Below are 16676 nucleotides of genomic sequence, written 5' to 3'. Positions count from 1 at the left end.
CGCTCTGCTCTGCATCGTCGGCGGCGGCTATGAAGATACGCACGCCGCTCACCGAGATGATCGGCATCGAGCACCCGGTCGTGCAGACCGGGATGGGCTGGGTGGCCGGCGCCCGGCTGGTTTCGGCCACCGCCAACGCCGGCGGGCTGGGGATCCTGGCGTCGGCGACGATGACTCTCGACGAGTTGGCCACCGCGATTGCGAAGGTGAAGGCGGCCACCGACAAGCCATTCGGGGTCAACATCCGCGCCGACGCCGAGGACGCCGACGATCGGGTCGAGTTGATGATCCGCGAGGGGGTCAAGGTGGCCTCGTTCGCGTTAGCGCCCCGCCAAGACCTGATCACGCGGCTGAAAGATGCAGGGGCGGTGGTCATTCCGTCGATCGGTGCGGCCAAGCATGCCCGCAAGGTGGCGTCCTGGGGAGCCGACGCGGTGATCGTGCAGGGCGGCGAAGGCGGTGGACACACCGGGCCGGTGGCGACCACGCTGCTGCTGCCCTCGGTGCTCGACGCCGTGGACATCCCGGTGATAGCGGCCGGCGGCTTCTTCGACGGCCGCGGCCTGGCCGCCGCGCTGTGCTACGGCGCGGCCGGAGTGGCGATGGGCACCCGGTTCTTGCTCACGTCGGACTCCACGGTGCCTGACGAGGTCAAGCGCCGCTATCTGGAGTCGGCTCTCGACGGCACCGTGGTGACCACTCGCGTCGACGGTATGCCGCATCGGGTGCTGCGCACCGGGCTCGTCGAGAAGCTGGAGAGCGGTTCGCGGGCAATGGGTTTCATCGCCGCGGCACGCAATGCCGCCAAGTTCAAGAAGATGTCGCAGATGACCTGGCGGTCGATGATCCGCGATGGTCTGGCTATGCGGCACGGCAAGGACCTCACCTGGTCGCAGGTGATCATGGCGGCCAATACCCCAATGCTGCTGAAAGCAGGCCTCGTCGAAGGCAACACCGACGCCGGTGTGCTGGCCTCCGGCCAGGTGGCCGGGATCGTCGAAGATCTGCCGTCATGCGCCGAACTGATCCAGACGATCGTCGCCGACGCGATCAAGCAGCTGCAATCCGCGGCGGCCCTCGTGCAATGACCCCTCGCCCGCAGTCAGGACTCCACGACCATCAGTGTGTGCCCGGTCGGATCGCGGAACCAGAACATCGGTGGAACCGGCTCGCCCATTCGCGACACCTGAGCGTCGACGTCGACGCCGAGCTCCTTCATCGCCGCGTGCGTGGCGTCAATATCGCTGGTGGTCAGCGTGATACCGGTGTTGGCCGGCTGCACCGGTCCGCCGTCCGGTGGGGGTGGAGCAAGCGCGATGCCGGTGGTGCCATCGGGCGGGTAAACCTCGATCCACCGGTAACCGCCGCCGAACGGCTGGTCGGTTCGCTTGTCGAACCCGAGTGACTCGTAGAACTCGACTGCCTTGTCCTGCTCGGGTGTCGGTACGCACACCAGGCTGATCGTTTGCAGGCCCGTCGTCGTGGTGGTCATCTTGTCCTTCCTTGCTGGTCAATTCCTGCGTCGGCGCCGTATGCCCGGGCGATGTCCTGCGAGCTCGCCCAGCCGCTGTAAGTGGGGCGCTGCGGCCAGCCGTCCGGCGAATCCTGCCAATCCTCCTGGCGCCCGTACGGAAGGATGTCGATCAACGCGAACGAGTGGCTCAGCTGTTCGGTGCCCCGGCCGTTGGTATGCCAGGTGCGGAATACCCGATCCCCGTCGCGCAGAAAGACATTCACCGCGAACCCGCCGCCCGCTGGAGCGCCGACGTCGTCCCCGAACGAGCTATTGGCGGTGGAGTACCAGGTCATCCGATTGCCCACCCGCCGCTTGTAGGCCAGCGCTTCGTCGATGGGTCCCTGCGTGACGATGACGAACCGTGCGTTGTAGTTGTCCAGGAACTCCAGGCGGGTGAACTGCGATGTGAAGCCCGTGCAGCCCGAGCACTGCCACTGTTCACCCGGGGACCACATGTGGTTGTACACGATGAGCTGCCGTTTGCCTTCGAACACGTCGGCCAGCCGCACCGGGCCGTTCTCCCCCTCCAGCACGTAGTCCGGCATCTCGACCATCGGCAGACGTCGTCGTTGCGCGGCGATCGCGTCGAGCTCGCGGGTCGCCGCCTTTTCCCGAACGCGCAGCGCGTCCAATTCTCGCTGCCACGTTTCCTGGTCGACGACGGGCGGTAATCCTATGGTGTGCACTGCGATTTCCTTTCGTGGTCAATGCCGTGGGCCGGCGAGCCCGGCCAAGTGGGCCAACGAGTTCTTCAGATGATCGCGGTCGAACGGCGGGAATTGGATGTGTTCACGTAGCGTGGCGGGCACCGCCGACCAGTCGTAGGTCAACATGACTTGTGTCGCGTGCGCATTCAAAGGTGTCAGGTCGTAGCGCCAGAACCAGCCGCCGAATTCGATATCCCCATTGTCGGCGAGCTCTTGTCCCGGTTTCCATGCGATGGCGTTCGGCGGATCGAAAACGACGACCTGATTGGCCATCTCGTAGCTGCCTGCCGGGTGGTTGTCGTGATACATCGACATTCGGAAGATCTGTCCCACATCGCTCAGTTGCTGTCCGTCGAGCGATTCGCGGACCCAGCCGGTGCCGTCGATGGCGGCGTGCGTCGTCGGGTCGGCGAGGATGTGAAACACCGCGGCGGCGGCCGCGTCGATGGTGGCGACCTCGCTCACTGTGTCCATCATGGCGACTCCCTAATTGTCGCGATCGAAATGTTTACGCTGTCCACATTTGATAATGTTCACACCGTACACTTCGGCCTGCAGGAGGGTCAAGGGTTGGCCGACTTGAAGACCGCTTACCACCACGGGGACCTGTGCGCGGCATTGATCGACGCCGGTCTCGACCTCACTCGGGCCGGTGGGCCGGAGGCACTGACCGTGCGGGAGGCGACTCGGCGCGTTGGGGTTTCCCCTAATGCCGCATACCGTCACTTCGCCGACCGCGAAGCATTGCTGTCGGCGGTTGCAACAGCCATTCAGCACCGGATGGCCGCGCGGATGAACGCCTCGACGCGCCGAAGCGGTTCGGCGCAGCCGTGCGCCAGCGACCGCCTGCGCGCCGTCGGGCTTGGCTACATCAAATTCGCGCTGGACGAGCCTGGCTGGTTCAGCACCGCCTTTTTCGGAGCTGATCTCACCGATGGCCCGATCGAAACATCTGTTGCGCCACCGTATCTCGCCTTAGTCGAGGCGCTCGATGCCATGGTGACCGAGGGCGTGTTGCCCGCCGAGCGGCGCGCGGGCGCCGAATGGCCCTGCTGGTCCGCGGTGCACGGGTTCGCCGAGCTCGCCCTGCACGGCCCGTTAAGGCGTTCGAGTCGCCGTGAGATCGACGCGCTGGCCGGGCGCACCGTCGATGCCATCATCGCTGGCCTGTCACGCTGACCGTTCGGCCTCTTCTTGCCGCGAGCGGGCGCAGTTGTACAAGTTTTACGGCGTGTCGGTGTACAAACACGCCCGCTCGCGGCAGTGGCAGGCGCGGCAGTGGCAGGCGGCTACAGCCGCTCGATGATCGTGACGTTGGCGGTGCCGCCGCCCTCGCACATCGTCTGCAGGCCGTACCGGCCACCGGTGCGCTCGAGCTCGTTGAGCATGGTCGCGAACAGCTTGGCCCCGGTGGCGCCCAGCGGGTGGCCGAGCGCGATCGCCCCGCCGTTGGGGTTGACCTTCTCCGGGTCCGCCTTGATCTCCTTGAGCCAGGCCAACACGACCGGCGCGAACGCCTCGTTGATCTCGACAACATCGATGTCGTCGATGGACAGCCCGGTCTTCTCCAGCGCATAGCGGGTCGCCGGAATGGGGCCGGTCAGCATGAACACCGGGTCGGCGCCGCGGGCGCTGATGTGGTGGATTCGGGCGCGCGGCGTGAGCTTGTGGTCCTTGACCGCCTGCTCGGATGCCAGCAGCACCGCGCTAGCGCCGTCGGAAATCTGGCTGGCCACCGCCGCGGTCAGCCGGCTGCCCTCGGAAAGCGGTGGCAGCGCGGCCATCTTCTCCAGCGATGTTTCCCGCGGGCCTTCGTCGATTCGAAATCCGTTGACCGCCACGATTTCATTGTCGAAGTGCCCGCCGCGAATCGCGGCCAGCGCACGCTGGTGGCTGGTCAGCGCGAACTGCTCCATTTCCTCGCGGGACAGGTTCCACCGTTCGGCGATCAACTCCGCGCCACGGAACTGTGAGATCTCCTGATCCCCGTAGCGGTGTAGCCAGTGCTTCGACTCGCCCGTCGGCGAGGTGAAGCCGAACTCTTTGCCCACCACCATCGCCGACGCGATCGGAATCTGGCTCATGTTCTGCATCCCGCCGGCCAGGATCACATCGGCGGTCCCTGACATGATCGCCTGGGCGCCAAAGGAAATCGCCTGCTGACTGGATCCGCACTGCCGGTCGACGGTCACACCCGGAACCTCCTCGGGGTACCCCGCCGCCAGCCACGCATTGCGGCCGATGTTGCCGGCCTGACCACCCAGCGCGTCCACGCAGCCCACCACGACGTCGTCCACCGCGGCGGGATCGACGTCAACGCGGTCGAACAGACCGTGAAATGCCGCCACCCCCAAGTCGATTGGATGCACATCGGCAAGAGATCCGTTGCGCTTGCCAACCGCGGTCCGCACCGCGTCGATGACGTACGCCTGAGAAACTGCGGCCATGTCAGACTCCTTCTTTGGTGATTCCGCCAAGGACGATGGCGAGATATTGCCGGCCCACCTGGTCGGCGGTGAGCGGTCCGCCGGGTTGATACCAACGCACCGACACCCAGGTGGTATCGCGAATGAAACGGTAAACCAGGTCGACGTCGAGGTCGGGCCGGAAGTAGCCGTCCTCGATGCCCTGATTGAGCACATCGAGCCACATTTTGCGCTGCTGCTTGTTCAGGTCGTCGATGTAGGAGAACCGCGGTTGCGACTTCAACCGCTTGGCCTCGTCCTGGTAGATGACGACTTGTGCATGGCGGTGCTCGATCGCCTCGAACGACGCCATGAACAGCCCCTTGAACCGCTCCAGCGGATTCGGTTCGGTGTCAACGATTTCCTGATAACGGGCGAAGAGCCAATCGAGGAAGCCGCGTAGCACCTCGTCGACGATCTCCTCCTTGGAGGAGAAGTGGTGGTACAGACTGCCCGACAGGATGCCGGCGCCGTCGGCGATGTCGCGTACCGTCGTAGCGCGCAGGCCACGTTCGGCCATCATCGTCGCGGCCAGCTGCAGAAGTTCTTCGCGCCGGTTCATGGATGTTGGCTCGATACCGAAATAACTTCTCCAGTCAAATAACTGGAGTAATCACTGGCCAGAAAAGCGATGGTGGCCGCCACCTCCCACGGCTCGGCGGCGCGTCCGAACGCCTCGTCGGCCGACAAACGGTCGAGCAACTCGGACGACGAAGTCTTGTCCAAGAACTTATGCCGGGCGATGCTGGGCGACACCGCGTTGATCCGCACACCATATTCGACGGCCTCGATGGCGCTACACCGGGTCAGCGCCATCACCCCGGCTTTGGCGGCGGCATAATGTGCCTGCGAATGTTGAGCACGCCAGCCCAATACGCTGGCGTTGTTGACGATCACGCCGCCGTGATCGGCTTCCCGGAAGTAGCGCAGCGCCGCCCGGGTCGCGCGGAGCACCGACGTCAGCGTGACGTCGAGTACGCGGTCCCACTCTTCGTCGGTCATATCGACCACCGGGGTTTGCCCGCCCAGGCCGGCGTTGTTGACCAGCACGTCGATGCGACCCATCCGGGCGGTGGCCGACGCGATCAACGCATCGACCTGCGCGCTGGACGTGACATCGCACAGCACGTGCTCGACGCGCCCGAGACCCAGCTTCGACAGTTCCTGCGCGGTCTGCCCCAGCCGTCGTTCGTGGTGGTCGGAGATGACGACATCGGCGCCCTCGAGCAGAGCACGTCGCGCGGTGGCCGACCCGATGCCGGTGCCCGCGGCCGCGGTGACGATCACGACCTTCCCGGTCAAAAGACCGTGTCCGTCAATCTCTTTCGGCGCGACCGCTAACGTCATCCTTTGACCTCTCGAGGTAGGCCGAGCACCCGCTCGGCGATGATGTTGCGCTGGATCTCGTTGGAACCGCCGTAGATGGTGTCCGCCCGGGTGAACAAGTACAGTCGCTGCCACTCGTCGAAGTCACCGCCGTCCAACACCATCCCGGCCTTGCCCTGCACCTCCATTGCGATCTCACCGAGCTCGCGATGCCAGTTGGCCCACAGCAGCTTTGACACATTGTCTTGCCCGGGCTGCTCGACATCCATGGTCGCCAGGGCGTACGAACGCATCGCCCGCAGACCGGCCCAAGCCCGGGTCAGGCGTTCCCGGATCAGCGGATCGTCGGCGGCGCCGGTCCGTTTGGCGAGCTGCACAACGCCATCGAGCTCACGGGCGTAAACGATCTGTTGACCGAGTGTGGAAACCCCGCGCTCGAAGGTCAGTGTTCCCATCGCGACCCGCCAGCCGTCGCCCGGTGCGCCGACCACCAGATCGGCGTCGGTACGGGCGTCGTCGAAGAACACCTCGTTGAATTCCGACTCGCCGGTCAACTGCACGATCGGGCGGACCTGCACACCGGGCTGGTCCAGCGGCACCAGCAGATAGGACAAGCCCGCGTGGCGCTTGGAGCCTTTCTCGGTGCGCGCCACCACGAAACACCACTGCGCCCAGTGCGCCAACGACGTCCACACCTTCTGGCCGTTGATCACCCACTGGTCACCGTCGAGCACCGCCGTGGTGGACACGTTCGCCAGATCGCTGCCGGCTCCGGGCTCGGAATAGCCCTGGCACCACAGCTCGGTGACGTCGCGGATCTTGGGCAGGAACCGCTGTTGTTGTTCGGGTGTGCCGAAGGCGATCAGCGTCGGCCCGAGCAGTTCCTCGCCGAAGTGGTTGACCTTCGCGGGCGCGTTGGCAATCGCGTACTCCTCGTAGAACGCCACCCGGTGAGCGACCGACAGTCCGCGACCGCCGTGTTCGACCGGCCAACCCAGGCACGTCAGACCTGCCGCCGCCAAGTGCCGGTTCCAGGCAAGCCGCTCCTCGAACGCCTCGTGCTCGCGGCCGGGTCCGCCGAGACCCTTGAGCGCCGCGAATTCGCCGACCAGGTTCTCGGCCAGCCAGTCGCGCACCTCGGCCCGGAACTCCTCGACCTCCTGCATCCCTGTAGGCTAACCTACCAAGCACTTGCTTTGTAGGCCGGCGACGATGTGAGCGCGCAGCGTCCAGGTGTGACGGCCCATCAAGCATTGAGGAGCACGCACCGATGTCGACCGATCCGCGGACCATTCCTGCGGTATTGGACCGCATCGCCGGCGAACTACCCGACCACAATGCGCTGGTCACCCCTGATCGCACCCTGACCTTCGCCGAGCTGCGCCAGCAGGTGCGCCAGGCGGCCGCGGCCATGATCAAGCTGCGTGTTCACCCCGGCGATCGGGTGGCGATCTGGTCGCCGAACACCTGGCACTGGGTGGTCGCGTGCCTGGCGACGCATTACGCGGGCGCCATCGTGGTCCCGCTGAACACCCGATACACCGCCTCGGAGGCCGCCGACATTCTGGTCCGGACCAAGGCCCCCCTACTGGTGGCAATGGGCGAATTCCTCGGCGCCGACAAGCTCGCCGATTTGGACCGCGGGGCGCTACCCGAGCTGCGCCATATCGTGCGGGTGCCGATCGAGGCCGACGACGGCAACTGGGACGAGTTCGTCGCCGCCGGCTCCAACCTGCCGGCCGCGGACGCGCGCGCCGCCGCGGTCCGGCCCGACGACGTCTCCGATGTGCTGTTCACCTCGGGCACGACCGGCCGCAGCAAAGGTGTGTTGTGCGCACACCGGCAATCGCTGGCCGGGTCGGCGGCGTGGGCCGCCTGCGGGAAGATCACCAGTGATGACCGCTACCTGTGCATCAATCCGTTCTTTCACAACTTCGGTTACAAGGCGGGCATCCTGGCCTGCCTGCAGACCGGCGCGACGCTGATCCCGCAGCTGACCTTCGACGCCGAGCAGGCGATGCGCGCCGTGGCCGAGCACCGGATCACAGTGCTGCCCGGGCCGCCGACCATCTACCAGACGCTGCTGGACCATCCCGCCCGCGCCGACTACGACCTGAGCTCGCTGCGGTTCGCGGTCACCGGTGCGGCCACCGTGCCGGTAGTGCTGATCGAGCGCATGCAGGCCGAGCTCGACATCGACATCGTGCTGACCGCTTACGGTTTGACCGAGTGCAACGGATTCGGCACTATGTGCCGGCCCGACGACGACCCGGTCACGGTCGCCACCACGTGCGGACGCCCGATCGCCGATTTCGAACTGCGCATTGGAGACCGAAACGAAGTGCTGCTGCGCGGGCCCAACGTGATGCTGGGCTACCTGGACGATCCGGAGGCAACCGCGGAGGCTATCGACGCCGACGGCTGGCTGCACACCGGTGATGTCGGAAAACTCGATGCTGCAGGCAATCTGCAGATCACCGACCGGCTCAAGGACATGTACATCTGCGGCGGGTTCAACGTCTATCCCGCCGAGGTTGAGCAGGTGCTCGCGCGGCTCGACGGTGTGCTCGACGCAGCGGTTATCGGCGTGCCCGACGAACGCCTCGGCGAGGTCGGTCGGGCGTTCCTGGTGACCCGGCCCGGGTCTGATCTCGATGAAGAGACTGTGATCGCCTATGCCCGTGAGCATCTGGCGAATTTCAAAACGCCCCGGTCTGTGAGATTCGTGGACACCCTGCCGCGCAATGCCGGTGGCAAGGTGGTCAAACCGCTGCTGCGAGAGATGCCCTGATGGACCTTGAATTCGACGACGAGACCCGCGCGTTCCAAGCCGAAGTGCGCGACTTTCTGGCCGCCAACAAGAAGGCCTTCCCGACCAAGTCCTATGACACCGCCGAAGGCTTTGAGCAGCATCGGCGTTGGGACAGAGTTCTTTTCGATGCCGGTCTATCGGTGATTACCTGGCCGCGAAAGTACGGTGGCCGCGACGCCTCACTGTTGCAATGGGTCGTCTTCGAAGAGGAGTACTTTCGCGCCGGCGCCCCGGGCCGGGCCAGCGCTAACGGCACCTCGATGCTGGCGCCGACGTTGTTCGCCCACGGCACCGAGGAGCAGCGGGACCGGGTGCTCCCCAAGATGGCCAGCGGTGAGGAGATCTGGGCGCAAGCCTGGTCGGAGCCTGAGTCGGGCAGCGATCTGGCTTCGCTGCGCTCCACGGCCACCAAAACCGACGGCGGCTGGCTGCTGAACGGCCAGAAGATCTGGAGTTCACGAGCACCATTCGGCGACAAAGCATTCGGGTTGTTCCGTTCGGATCCCGACGCGGAGCGTCACCGGGGCCTGACCTATTTCATGTTCGACCTGAAGGCGGACGGGATCACCGTGCGACCGATCGCCCAGCTCGGCGGCGCCACCGGTTTCGGCGAGATCTTCCTCGACGACGTGTTCGTGCCCGACGCCGATGTGATCGGCTCGGTGCACGACGGGTGGCGTGCGGCCATGAGCACCTCGAGCAATGAACGCGGCATGTCGCTGCGCAGCCCGGCACGATTCCTGGCGGCCGCCGAGCGGCTCGCGCAGCTGTGGAAAACCAGTGACGAGAATGCTTTCGGTGATCAGGTGGCCGACGCGTGGATCAAGGCGCAGGCCTATCGACTCCACACCTTCGGCACCGTGACCCGGCTGGCCGAGGGCGGTGAGCTGGGCGCCGAGTCGTCGGTCACCAAGGTGTTCTGGTCCGAGTTGGACGTCGCCATCCACCAGACCGCGCTGGAGATCCGCGGCGCCGACGGCGAGCTCGCCGACTCCTGGACCGACGGCTTGCTGTTCGCGTTGGGTGGTCCGATCTACGCCGGCACCAACGAAATTCAGCGCAACATCATCGCCGAGCGGCTGCTGGGTCTGCCTCGGGAGAAGGCCAGATGAGATTCGACTTGGACGCACAGCAACGCGACTTCGCGGCCAGTATCGACGCGGCTCTCGCCGCAGCGGACGTTCCGGCGGCGGTGCGGGCCTGGGCCGGCGGTGACACCGCGCCGGGCCGCAAAGTGTGGGCGCAGTTGGCCGATCTGGGCGTCACCGCGTTGATGGTTCCCGAGCGGTTCGACGGTCTGGACGCGCATCCGGTCGACCTGGTGGTCGCGCTGGAGCGACTCGGTCGCTGGTGTGTGCCCGGGCCGGTAGCCGAATCCATTGCGGTCGCCCCCAGCCTGCTGGTCAACGACGATCGGAGCGCGGCCCTGGCCGCAGGCGAGCTGATCGCCACCGTCGCGCTGCCGCCGCACACGCCGCGCGCCGTCGACGCCGACGTCGCCGGGCTGGTGCTGCTGGCCGATGGGCGCGTCAGCGAAGCGCAACCCGGTGCGCAGCACGAGTCGGTCGACCCGAGTCGTCGGCTGTTCGAGGTCACCGCGGGCGCCGTGAGCTGGGAGGCCGACGTCGCCCGCGCCTTTGAGTTCGGCGCCCTGGCAACGGCGGCCCAATTAGTCGGTGCCGGTCAGGCGCTGCTGGATGCGGCCGTCGACTACGCAAAGCAGCGCGCTCAGTTCGGCCGGGTGATCGGCTCCTATCAGGCGATCAAGCACAAACTGGCCGACGTGCACGTCGCGGTCGAACTGGCCCGCCCGCTGGTTTACGGTGCGGCGCTGTCGCTGGCTGCTGGCTCGCCCGACACCGCACGCGACGTCAGCGCCGCGAAAGCGGCGGCCTCGGATGCCGCGTTGCTGGCCGCCCGATCGGCGCTGCAGACCCACGGCGCCATCGGCTTCACTGCCGAGCACGACCTGTCGCTGTGGTTGTTGCGAGTGCAGGCGCTGCGATCGGCCTGGGGTGACCCGGCCGCGCATCGGCGACGGGTCCTGGAGGCGCTATGACCTGCGCCGGCGACGATGCAGTGGGGGCACCTCCCGCTTGCGGGGGACGCAGCGATGAGGAGGAGCGGCGCCATGACTGACGAGCGGGAATTGCTGCGCGAGACCGTGGCCGCGCTGGTGTCCAAGCACGCCACGCCGGAGGCGGTCCGAGCGGCGATGGAATCGGAGCGGGGCTACGACGAGTCGCTGTGGCGGCTGCTGTGCGAGCAGGTCGGTGCCGCCGCGCTGTTGGTGCCCGAGCAGTACGGCGGGGCCGACGGCAGCCTCGGCGATGCCGCGGTCGTCCTCGAAGAGCTCGGTAAGGTGCTGGCGCCAACGCCCTTGCTGGGCACCATGCTCGCCGAACTCGCGCTGCTCGCCGCCGACGAGCCCGACACCGCAGCACTGCAGCGGCTGGCAGAGGGCACGGCCGTCGGCGCCGTCGTGTTCGACGCCGATTACGTGATCAACGGCGACATCGCCGACATCCTCGTGGCGGCCGACGGTGGCAAGCTCACCCGGTGGACGAAATTCAGCGCCCAGCCCGTCGCGTCCATGGACCCCACCCGCCGCCTGGCCCGGGTCACGTCAGAGACCACCGCGCCGATGGGCGCCGACCCCGGCATCGCCGACACCGCGGCCATTCTGCTGGCCGCCGAGCAGATCGGCGCCGCGACCCGCTGTCTGGAGCTGACCGTCGACTACACCAAGGAACGCGTGCAGTTCGGCCGGCCGATCGGCAGCTTTCAGGCCCTCAAGCACCGCATGGCCGACCTGTACGTCGCGGTGCAGGCCGCGCGGGCGGTCGTCAACGACGCCATCTCGGAGCCGTCGGCCACATCAGCGGCGCTGGCCAGGGTGGCCGCCAGCGAGGCATTCAGCACCGTGGCCGCCGAGGGCATCCAACTGCACGGCGGCATCGCAATCACCTGGGAACACGACATGCACCTGTATTTCAAACGCGCGCACGGTAGTTCGCAGCTGTTCGGGGCGCCGCGCGACCACTTGCGCCGGCTTGAATCGGAACTGCTCTAACCTGACGCAATGAACAAGGTCGCGTTGCGAGCGGGCATCCCGCCGTTTTACGTGATGGATGTTTGGCTGGCGGCCGCAGAGCGGCAGCGCACCCACGGCGACCTGGTCAACCTGTCGGCGGGCCAGCCCAGTGCCGGGGCCCCCGAACCGGTGCGTGCCGCGGCGGCGGCAGCACTTCAAACCAACCAGCTCGGCTACACGGTGGCGTTGGGCATTCCGGAGCTGCGCGCCGCGATTGCCGCGTCCTACCAACAGCGGTACGGATTGCAGGTCGACACCGACGACGTGGTGGTGACGACAGGGTCGTCGGGAGGGTTCTTGCTCGCGTTCCTGGCTTGCTTCGACGTCGGCGATCGGGTGGCGCTCGGCAGTCCGGGATACCCGTGCTACCGCAACATCCTGTCCGCGCTCGGATGTGAGGTCGTCGAAATCGAATGCGGCCCACAGACCCGGTTCCAGCCCACCGCTGCCATGCTGGCCCAGCTCGATCCGCCCGTTCAGGGCGTGGTGGTGGCCAGCCCGGCCAACCCCACCGGAACCGTCATCCCGCCGGAAGAACTTGCGGCGATCGCTTCCTGGTGTGACGCCTCCGGCGTCCGGCTCATCAGCGACGAGGTCTACCACGGCCTGGTCTACCAGGGTGCACCGCAGACCAGTTGTGCATGGCAGACATCGCGAAATGCCGTGGTGGTCAACAGTTTTTCCAAGTACTTCGCAATGACGGGCTGGCGGCTCGGCTGGCTGGTAATGCCGTCGGAGCTGCGTCGCGCAGTCGACTGCCTCACCGGAAACTTCACCATCTGTCCGCCGGTGCTGTCCCAGTACGCCGCCGTCGCCGCGTTCACTCCCGAAGCGATCGCCGAAGCCGACGGCCATCTGCACCAGTACGCGATCAACCGCGGGCTCTTGCTCGACGGTCTGCGCGACATTGGCATCGACCGGCTGGCCCCTACCGACGGCGCCTTCTACGTCTACGCCGATGTGTCGGACTTCACCACGGACTCGTTGGACTTCTGCTCGAAACTCCTGGCGGACACCGGGGTTGCGATTGCTCCCGGTATCGACTTCGACACTGCGCACGGTGGGTCATTTGTCCGGCTGTCCTTCGCAGGCCCGAGATCGGATATCGAAGAAGCTTTGCGTCGCATGCGGAGCTGGCTTGGCCGATGACTCTCGTCATCTCCGATCACGAGCGTGCTGCGCTGGCCGAGGTGGCGCAGTTCCCGCTGTTGTCCGCCATCACCGGGCGTCGATCGCGACGATTTCCGGTGGGCGGCCGGATCCCTGCCGGAACGCTGGCCTACACAAGTCGCCGACAGGTGCAGCCGTTGTCGGAAGTCGAACGGGCACTGGTGCTTTCAATTACTGCCGGCGTCACCGGATGGCACTACGGGATTGCCCACCACCCCGGCTACGCCCCGTCGCTGCCCAACTACTCGGGCAGTGCCAGCGGTCGAACGTTTCCATCGGCGGCCGGCTTCCACACCAGCCAGCTGTTCTTCACCGACGACAGCGGGACATATCTGTTGCCTACTCGCGACGAGCCGCCACGGGAGTACGGAAGTATCGAGGACTGGATCAGCCACACCGCGGCGTCTTATGTGCGGATCTCGGACGCCCGCCTCGAAGTGCCGCGCGAAGAACCCCACATGGAGGGCCACAACACCTGGATCGGCAACCATCCGGGGAGCTTGCTGGCCTTTCCGGTGGCCGATCTCGCCGAGCATCTGATGGAGAATCTGTGGTTCTTCGCGGCCAACGGCTATCTGGTCGTCGACGACATCAACCGGCGCAATATTCCAGGGATCGAGCACTTTTCGTCACTGGCCCACGCTGATGACCCCATCCCGCTTTCGTTCGTGGAGCAGTACACGCTGACCGAGGCGACCGCGGAACTCGCGATCGCCGCCAACAACGGGGCTTTGGCGCTACAGGCGCTGGGCCTCGGCGGCTGGATCTACGACGGCCTGAACCGGTTGTCGGTGTTGGATGGACTGGGCTTCGTGTCTGACGACGACGAACGCTGGCCGTTCCCGAATGCCACCGGTCTGCCTGGATTTTTCGAGACCCTCAGCCCACCACATGTGCCGTCGGTTTCGGCCGGAGTGCACAAGCTTGTGGAGCGGAAATTCGGTCCCGGTGGGCCTTTCCACTCCGACACCCCGGGGCCGTGGTCGGACTCACCGAAGGTGCGGGCCTCCGCGCTGCCGCCCGAGGGCATCCAGGAAGTGGTGAGCTTGGAGGCGTCGTACATCTACGACACCTTCGGCAAGCTGCCGGGCACCGTGCCGACAGTGCACGTGCTGATGTATCTGCAAGCGCAGCATCTGGACACCGATTTTTACGACGCGTTCTTCGGCCCGGGCGCCTACCTGCACACGCACGCCGAGCATCAGGCGCGCTGGCACGGGCAGTAACCGACCAGAGCTAAAGCCAGGTGTCCTGGGTGGTCGTGGTCAGGAATGCCTCCAGGTCGTCGCGCCACTGCGCCGGCGTGGTCTTGTCCGGCTCGATCCCGGTGTATTCCCCGCGGTAGAACAGCAGCGGTCGCGGCTTGATCTTGGGTGCCTCCGACAACGACTTCACCGCGCCGAGGACCACGAAGTGGTCGCCGCCGTCATGTACCGAGACCACCGTGCAGTCGATGAACGCCAGCGATCCGTCGATGACCGGCGAACCCAACGGCGAAAAGGTCCAATCGATTCCAGCGAACTTGTCCGGTTCCTTGGAGCCGAAGCGGGCGGACACGTGCTTCTGGCTCTCGGTCAGCACGTTGACACAGAACTTGCCAGTGGCCTCGATGGCTTTCCAGGACCTCGACACTTTGGTCGGGCAGAACAACACCAGCGGCGGGTCCAACGACAACGCTGCGAACGACTGGCACGCGAAACCGACCGGAACGTCGTTATGCACGGTGGTGATGATCGTGATCCCGGTGCAGAACTGACCGAGCACCTGCCGGAAGGCCTGAGAGTCGATCTGCTCCGACATCGCTACCCGCGCATGCCTACCGAGAAGTCGTGGCCCCACAGGCTCACCGCGGTGCTTTCCCGGGCGACCCAGTCGTGGTCGTCGACTTGTCTTCCCTCGCAGCCGAATTCGACGTCGAATCCGCCTGGTGTCTTCATGTAGAACGACAGCATGAGGTCGTTGACGTGCCGGCCCAATGTCGCCGACATCGGCACCTTACGGCGCAAGGCCCGGTCCAGGCACAGGCCGACGTCGTCGCAGTTCTCCACCTCGACCATCAGGTGCACGATTCCGCTCGGGGTGGGCGCCGGCATGAACGCCAGGCTGTGGTGGCGCGGGTTGCACCCGAAGAAGCGCAGCCAGGCCGGCGGCCCGTCGGCGGGCCGTCCGACCAACTGCGGTGGCAGCCGCATCGAGTCCCGCAGTTTGAAACCGAGCACGTCGCGGTAGAAGTGCAGCGCCTCGGTGTCGTCACGGGTGGACAGCACCACGTGGCCCAGCCCCTGCTCGCCGGTGACGAATTTGTGCCCATAAGGACTGACCACCCTGCGGTGCTCCAGCGCGGCGCCGTGAAAGACCTCCAGGCAGTTGCCCGACGGGTCGGAGAACCGGATCATCTCGTCGACCCGGCGGTCCGCCAGTTCGGCGGCGGTGGCCTCTTTGTAGGACGTTCCCTCGATGTCGAGCCGATCCCGGATCTCCTGCAGGCCTTCGGCGTTCGCGCATTCCCAGCCGCTCTCCAACAACCGGTCGTGCTCTCCGGGCACGATCACCAGCCGGGCCGGAAAGTCATCCATCCGCAGATACAGTGTTCCTTCGGGCGCGCCTTGGCCCGCGCCTTTGCCCTCGACCATGCCGAGGACTTTCAGGCCGAATTCGCGCCAGGCCGCGACGTCGGTGGCCTCGATGCGCAGGTAGCCCAGGGACCGGATGCTCATCACCCACCTCCCAGGAAATCGATCGTGAGCCTGTTGAACTCGTCGAACTTCTCCACTTGCGCCCAATGCCCACATTGCCCGAAGACGTGCAGCTGCGCACGAGGAATGGTTTTCAGCGCAACAAGTGCCCCGTCCAGGGGATTGACGCGGTCCTCGCGGCCCCAGATCAGCAGTACCGGTTGACGCAGCCGGTACACCTCGCGCCACATCATGCCCAGCTCGAAGTCGGCGCCGGCGAACGACTTCCCCATCGCCCGGGCCGCCGTCAACGATTCCGGGGTGCTGGCCAACTCGAAACGCTGGTCGACCAGTTCCGGGGTGATCAACTTCTGGTCGTAGACCATGACCCGCAGAAACGCCTCGAGGTTCTCGCGGGTGGGTTCGTTGGTGAACTTGCCCAGCCGTTTGACGCCCTCGGTCGGGTCGGGCGCGAACAGGTTGACGCTCAAACCGCCCGGACCCATCAGCACCAGTCGGCCGGCCCGGTCGGGATAGTCGAGCGCAAAGCGCACCGCGGTGCCTCCGCCCAGCGAATTACCCACCAGCGGAACGCGTCCCAGCTCCAGCTGGTCGAACAATCCGTGCAGAGCCCGTGCGGCGTAGCGGTTGAACTGCCCGTGCTCGGCACGCTTGTCCGAGTGTCCATAGCCAGGCTGGTCGACGGCCAGCACGTGGAAATGCTTGGCCAGCACCGCGATGTTGCGGGAGAAGTTGGTCCAGCTCGACGCACCGGGCCCGCCGCCGTGCAGCAACACGATCGTGGGACCACTGCCGGCTTCGTGATAATGCAGCTTCAGCGGACCGTCGACGTCGACCTCCGCAAAGCGCGAGGTCGACTCGAACGTGAGCTCCTCGGTCGCGGTCACGGC

The 16676-nt window shown here is 66.1% G+C and carries 18 protein-coding genes and 1 pseudogene; 9 read left to right on the top strand and 10 right to left on the bottom strand.

Annotated elements, in window-relative coordinates:
• Positions 1 to 29: 29 nt before the first annotated feature.
• Positions 30 to 1088, top strand: a complete 1059-nt coding sequence (gene ipdC / locus MSP7336_RS07875) for a (3aS,4S,5R,7aS)-5-hydroxy-7a-methyl-1-oxo-octahydro-1H-indene-4-carboxyl-CoA dehydrogenase (RefSeq protein ID WP_069394786.1) — start codon at positions 30 to 32, stop codon at positions 1086 to 1088.
• 14 nt (positions 1089 to 1102) lie between these two features.
• On the opposite strand, the gene MSP7336_RS07870 is transcribed toward ipdC, so the two are convergent.
• Genes MSP7336_RS07870 through MSP7336_RS07860 form a run of 3 tightly spaced genes read right to left on the bottom strand, consistent with a single transcriptional unit; the run spans position 1103 to position 2700 of the window.
• A complete protein-coding gene (locus MSP7336_RS07870; RefSeq protein ID WP_069394785.1) occupies positions 1103 to 1492 on the bottom strand; it encodes a VOC family protein in 390 nt (129 codons plus the stop codon).
• On the bottom strand, positions 1489 to 2202 hold the full coding sequence (locus tag MSP7336_RS07865; protein WP_069394784.1) for a DUF899 domain-containing protein: 714 nt from the start codon (positions 2200 to 2202) through the stop codon (positions 1489 to 1491). Before MSP7336_RS07865 ends, MSP7336_RS07870 begins: the two co-directional genes overlap by 4 nt.
• Before the next feature lie 18 nt (positions 2203 to 2220).
• Positions 2221 to 2700: an SRPBCC family protein gene (locus MSP7336_RS07860; protein ID WP_113963437.1), complete on the bottom strand. Its 480-nt coding sequence runs from the start codon at positions 2698 to 2700 to the stop codon at positions 2221 to 2223.
• 93 nt (positions 2701 to 2793) lie between these two features.
• Here MSP7336_RS07860 and MSP7336_RS07855 point away from each other — a divergent pair, with 93 nt between their 5' ends.
• The gene (locus tag MSP7336_RS07855) at positions 2794 to 3402 is read left to right on the top strand and encodes a TetR/AcrR family transcriptional regulator (protein ID WP_069394930.1); all 609 of its coding nucleotides are present in this window, start codon (positions 2794 to 2796) and stop codon (positions 3400 to 3402) included.
• A gap of 110 nt (positions 3403 to 3512) precedes the next feature.
• Here the strand turns inward: MSP7336_RS07855 and fadA6 are convergent, their stop codons facing one another.
• The 4 genes from fadA6 to ipdE1 are packed head-to-tail and all read right to left on the bottom strand — an operon-like array spanning position 3513 to position 7180.
• Positions 3513 to 4670, bottom strand: a complete 1158-nt coding sequence (gene fadA6, locus MSP7336_RS07850) for a steroid 3-ketoacyl-CoA thiolase FadA6 (protein WP_113963436.1) — start codon at positions 4668 to 4670, stop codon at positions 3513 to 3515.
• Position 4671: 1 nt separating this feature from the next.
• Positions 4672 to 5250, bottom strand: a complete 579-nt coding sequence (gene kstR2 / locus MSP7336_RS07845) for a TetR family transcriptional regulator KstR2 (RefSeq protein ID WP_069394782.1) — start codon at positions 5248 to 5250, stop codon at positions 4672 to 4674.
• On the bottom strand, positions 5247 to 6035 hold the full coding sequence (gene ipdF, locus MSP7336_RS07840; protein ID WP_069394781.1) for a (5R,7aS)-5-hydroxy-7a-methyl-1-oxo-2,3,5,6,7,7a-hexahydro-1H-indene-carboxyl-CoA reductase: 789 nt from the start codon (positions 6033 to 6035) through the stop codon (positions 5247 to 5249). The genes kstR2 and ipdF overlap by 4 nt, the downstream gene beginning before the upstream one ends.
• Positions 6032 to 7180 carry an acyl-CoA dehydrogenase IpdE1 gene (gene ipdE1 / locus MSP7336_RS07835; protein WP_069394780.1) on the bottom strand — a complete coding sequence of 383 codons (1149 nt, stop codon included), beginning with the start codon at positions 7178 to 7180 and terminating at the stop codon, positions 6032 to 6034. The genes ipdF and ipdE1 overlap by 4 nt, the downstream gene beginning before the upstream one ends.
• 104 nt (positions 7181 to 7284) lie before the next feature.
• On the opposite strand from ipdE1, the gene fadD3 reads away from it, so the two are divergent.
• The 7 genes and pseudogenes from fadD3 to MSP7336_RS07805 all read left to right on the top strand — a co-directional run bounded on the left by fadD3 (position 7285) and on the right by MSP7336_RS07805 (position 14316).
• A complete protein-coding gene (gene fadD3, locus MSP7336_RS07830; protein WP_069394779.1) occupies positions 7285 to 8805 on the top strand; it encodes a 3-((3aS,4S,7aS)-7a-methyl-1,5-dioxo-octahydro-1H-inden-4-yl)propanoate--CoA ligase FadD3 in 1521 nt (506 codons plus the stop codon).
• A complete protein-coding gene (locus MSP7336_RS07825) occupies positions 8805 to 9938 on the top strand; it encodes an acyl-CoA dehydrogenase family protein (protein WP_069394778.1) in 1134 nt (377 codons plus the stop codon). The genes fadD3 and MSP7336_RS07825 overlap by 1 nt, the downstream gene beginning before the upstream one ends.
• Complete coding sequence (locus tag MSP7336_RS07820; RefSeq protein WP_069394777.1) at positions 9935 to 10885, top strand: acyl-CoA dehydrogenase family protein; 951 nt, start codon at positions 9935 to 9937, stop codon at positions 10883 to 10885. Before MSP7336_RS07825 ends, MSP7336_RS07820 begins: the two co-directional genes overlap by 4 nt.
• Positions 10886 to 10890: 5 nt before the next feature.
• A pseudogene (locus MSP7336_RS24185) lies at positions 10891 to 10965 on the top strand (16S rRNA (guanine(966)-N(2))-methyltransferase RsmD); the annotation flags it as partial.
• Complete coding sequence (gene ipdE2, locus MSP7336_RS07815; RefSeq protein WP_069394776.1) at positions 10958 to 11899, top strand: acyl-CoA dehydrogenase IpdE2; 942 nt, start codon at positions 10958 to 10960, stop codon at positions 11897 to 11899. The pseudogene MSP7336_RS24185 and the gene ipdE2, both read left to right, overlap by 8 nt.
• Positions 11900 to 11908: 9 nt before the next feature.
• Positions 11909 to 13069, top strand: coding sequence for a pyridoxal phosphate-dependent aminotransferase (locus MSP7336_RS07810; RefSeq protein WP_069394775.1), 1161 nt, complete (start codon positions 11909 to 11911; stop codon positions 13067 to 13069).
• Complete coding sequence (locus tag MSP7336_RS07805; protein WP_113963435.1) at positions 13066 to 14316, top strand: hypothetical protein; 1251 nt, start codon at positions 13066 to 13068, stop codon at positions 14314 to 14316. Before MSP7336_RS07810 ends, MSP7336_RS07805 begins: the two co-directional genes overlap by 4 nt.
• Positions 14317 to 14326: 10 nt before the next feature.
• Here the strand turns inward: MSP7336_RS07805 and hsaB are convergent, their stop codons facing one another.
• From hsaB to hsaD, 3 genes are read right to left on the bottom strand one after another with little or no spacing between them, the layout of a single operon-like run.
• On the bottom strand, positions 14327 to 14890 hold the full coding sequence (hsaB, locus tag MSP7336_RS07800) for a 3-hydroxy-9,10-secoandrosta-1,3,5(10)-triene-9,17-dione monooxygenase reductase subunit (RefSeq protein WP_069394773.1): 564 nt from the start codon (positions 14888 to 14890) through the stop codon (positions 14327 to 14329).
• 2 nt (positions 14891 to 14892) lie between these two features.
• Entirely contained in the window at positions 14893 to 15807 is a 915-nt protein-coding gene (gene hsaC, locus MSP7336_RS07795; protein WP_069394772.1) for an iron-dependent extradiol dioxygenase HsaC, read from the bottom strand.
• Positions 15807 to 16673: a 4,5:9,10-diseco-3-hydroxy-5,9,17-trioxoandrosta-1(10),2-diene-4-oate hydrolase gene (gene hsaD, locus MSP7336_RS07790; RefSeq protein ID WP_069394771.1), complete on the bottom strand. Its 867-nt coding sequence runs from the start codon at positions 16671 to 16673 to the stop codon at positions 15807 to 15809. The genes hsaC and hsaD overlap by 1 nt, the downstream gene beginning before the upstream one ends.
• Positions 16674 to 16676 lie beyond the last annotated feature (3 nt).

The organism is Mycobacterium shimoidei, from assembly GCF_900417275.1.
In the GTDB taxonomy this organism is placed as follows: domain Bacteria; phylum Actinomycetota; class Actinomycetes; order Mycobacteriales; family Mycobacteriaceae; genus Mycobacterium; species Mycobacterium shimoidei.
Note: the sequence above shows the minus strand (reverse complement) of the source record. Positions and strands in the feature narration are given on the sequence as shown.

Bases quoted from the DNA above. Each gene is read 5' to 3' on its own strand.
- MSP7336_RS07860 (WP_113963437.1), bottom strand. From the start codon at position 2,700: ATGATGGACACAGTGAGCGAGGTCGCCACCATCGACGCGGCCGCCGCC.
- fadD3 (WP_069394779.1), top strand. From the start codon at position 7,285: ATGTCGACCGATCCGCGGACCATTCCTGCGGTATTGGACCGCATCGCC.
- ipdE1 (WP_069394780.1), bottom strand. From the start codon at position 7,180: ATGCAGGAGGTCGAGGAGTTCCGGGCCGAGGTGCGCGACTGGCTGGCC.
- MSP7336_RS07825 (WP_069394778.1), top strand. From the start codon at position 8,805: ATGGACCTTGAATTCGACGACGAGACCCGCGCGTTCCAAGCCGAAGTG.
- ipdE2 (WP_069394776.1), top strand. From the start codon at position 10,958: ATGACTGACGAGCGGGAATTGCTGCGCGAGACCGTGGCCGCGCTGGTG.
- kstR2 (WP_069394782.1), bottom strand. From the start codon at position 5,250: ATGAACCGGCGCGAAGAACTTCTGCAGCTGGCCGCGACGATGATGGCC.
- ipdF (WP_069394781.1), bottom strand. From the start codon at position 6,035: ATGACGTTAGCGGTCGCGCCGAAAGAGATTGACGGACACGGTCTTTTG.
- hsaB (WP_069394773.1), bottom strand. From the start codon at position 14,890: ATGTCGGAGCAGATCGACTCTCAGGCCTTCCGGCAGGTGCTCGGTCAG.
- MSP7336_RS07820 (WP_069394777.1), top strand. From the start codon at position 9,935: ATGAGATTCGACTTGGACGCACAGCAACGCGACTTCGCGGCCAGTATC.
- ipdC (WP_069394786.1), top strand. From the start codon at position 30: ATGAAGATACGCACGCCGCTCACCGAGATGATCGGCATCGAGCACCCG.
- MSP7336_RS07805 (WP_113963435.1), top strand. From the start codon at position 13,066: ATGACTCTCGTCATCTCCGATCACGAGCGTGCTGCGCTGGCCGAGGTG.
- MSP7336_RS07870 (WP_069394785.1), bottom strand. From the start codon at position 1,492: ATGACCACCACGACGACGGGCCTGCAAACGATCAGCCTGGTGTGCGTA.
- fadA6 (WP_113963436.1), bottom strand. From the start codon at position 4,670: ATGGCCGCAGTTTCTCAGGCGTACGTCATCGACGCGGTGCGGACCGCG.
- hsaC (WP_069394772.1), bottom strand. From the start codon at position 15,807: ATGAGCATCCGGTCCCTGGGCTACCTGCGCATCGAGGCCACCGACGTC.
- MSP7336_RS07810 (WP_069394775.1), top strand. From the start codon at position 11,909: ATGAACAAGGTCGCGTTGCGAGCGGGCATCCCGCCGTTTTACGTGATG.